1 protein-coding gene is annotated in these 2,081 nt (G+C 60.1%); it reads left to right on the forward strand.

The genetic code is table 11. From position 1 onward, the window contains the following. The coding region (locus tag MFF34_RS27835; RefSeq protein WP_374707430.1) for an immunoglobulin-like domain-containing protein at positions 1 to 2,081 on the forward strand (2,081 nt) is incomplete at both ends.

Below are 2,081 nucleotides of genomic sequence, written 5' to 3' on the forward strand. Positions count from 1 at the left end.
CCGTGACCCTGAGCAACCCTGCCCAGACGCCGGTCACCGTGACCCTGTCCAATGGCCAGACCATCACCGTCGAAGCTGGCAAGACCCAGCGCAGCGTGGAGTTCCAGACCCCGGCGAACGACGTCTACAACAACGGCTCGACCGTAAGTGTCACGATCAAGGACGCTACTGGCGGCAACTTCGAGCAGCTGACGCCGAACCCAACGCCGGCGCAGACCACGATCAATGATTCGGTGGACGTCACTACGGCGACACTGACTGCCAACCCGTCGGTCACCGAAGGCGGCGTAATCACCTACACCGTGACCCTGAGCAATCCTGCCCAGACGCCGGTCACTGTGACCCTGTCCAATGGCCAGACCATCACTGTTGAAGCTGGGAAGACCCAGGGAAGCGTTGATTTCCAGACCCCGGCCAATGACGTCTACAACAACGGCTCGACCGTTAGCACCACCATCACCGGTGCTACTGGCGGTAACTTCGAGCAATTGACGCCTAACCCTGCGCCGGCCGAGACCACGATCAATGACTCGGTCGACGTTACTACCGCGACCCTGACTGCCAATCCGTCGGTCACCGAAGGTGGCGTGATCACCTACACCGTGACCCTGAGCAATCCTGCCCAGACGCCGGTCACCGTGACCCTGTCCAATGGCCAGACCATCACCGTCGAAGCTGGCAAGACCCAGGGCAGCGTTGATTTCCAAACGCCGGACAACGACGTCTACAACAACGGCTCGACCGTTAGCACGACCATCACCGATGCCACTGGCGGTAACTTCGAGCAGCTGACGCCGAATCCGACCCCGGCTCAGACCACGATCAATGACTCGGTTGATGTCACTACCGCGACCCTGACTGCCAACCCGTCGGTCACCGAAGGCGGCGTAATCACCTACACCGTTACCCTGAGCAACCCTGCCCAGACGCCGGTCACCGTGACCCTGTCGAACGGCCAGACCATCACCGTTGAAGCCGGCAAGACTCAAGGCAGCGTTGATTTCCAGACTCCGGCCAACGACGTCTACAACAACGGCTCGACCGTAAGTGTCACGATCAAGGACGCTACTGGCGGCAACTTCGAGCAACTCACGCCGAACCCAACCCCAGCGTCCACTGTAATCAATGACAGTGTCGATACCGTCACCGTAAGCATCGTCAGTAACGGTAATGTCACTGAAGACCAGCAGCCATCCTTCACGATCAAAGTGAGCCAGGCGCTGGACCGTCCGCTGACCGTGACCCTGTCGAATGGCGAAACCGTCACCATCGAGGCCGGCAAGACCGAAGTCGAGTACAAGACCCCGGCTCAGGGCGATGACGTCATCAAGGACGCGGGCTCCGTGACGCTGAGCGTCACCGATGCCACTGTTTCGGGCGCAACCTTCGAGCATCTGGCCATCGGCGGCCCAGCTACCGTCGAGATTTCGGACACCATCAGCGAAGTCGTTGCAACCTTGACTGTCGACAAGGCGACTGTGGCGGAAGGCGGCCAGGTGACCTACACCGTCACGCTGACCAACGCGCAGGGGCTTTCGGTCACTCAGCACGGGGCACTGACCTTCACCCTGACCGACGGCACAAAAGTCACGATTCCGGCTGACAGTGCCTCTGGTACCGCGACCATCACGGTTAACGATGACGTGTACGTCGGCGGCCAGGCCGCTATTGCCAACAAGCTTGAGTCGGTTTCGGGTGCAGACAGCTTCGAGAAGCTGACTCTGGGTGGTGAAACCGTCACCACTTCTGTGACGGACGAACCGGGTTCGGGTACTCCAGGTACCGGTAACCAGGGCGACTTGGTGCAGGTCACCATTACCGCTGACCAGGTTTCGGTTGCTGAGAACGTCAAGCCGACGTTCACCGTCCACATCAACACCGCTCTGACCCACGACCTGGTTGTGACCCTGAGTAACAACGCTCAGGTCACTATCAAAGCGGGCGAAACCAGCGCGCCGTACACCCACGAAGCGCAGGGCGATGACGTCTACAAAGACGCTGGCGAAATCTCCCTGGGTATCAAGTCCGCGGTCGATGTTGACGGACGTGCCTTCGAAAATCTGCAGTTGGGCGACGCCGCT

The sequence above is a fragment of the Pseudomonas sp. PAGU 2196 genome (assembly GCF_022179005.1).
GTDB classification, from domain to species: domain Bacteria; phylum Pseudomonadota; class Gammaproteobacteria; order Pseudomonadales; family Pseudomonadaceae; genus Aquipseudomonas; species Aquipseudomonas kermanshahensis.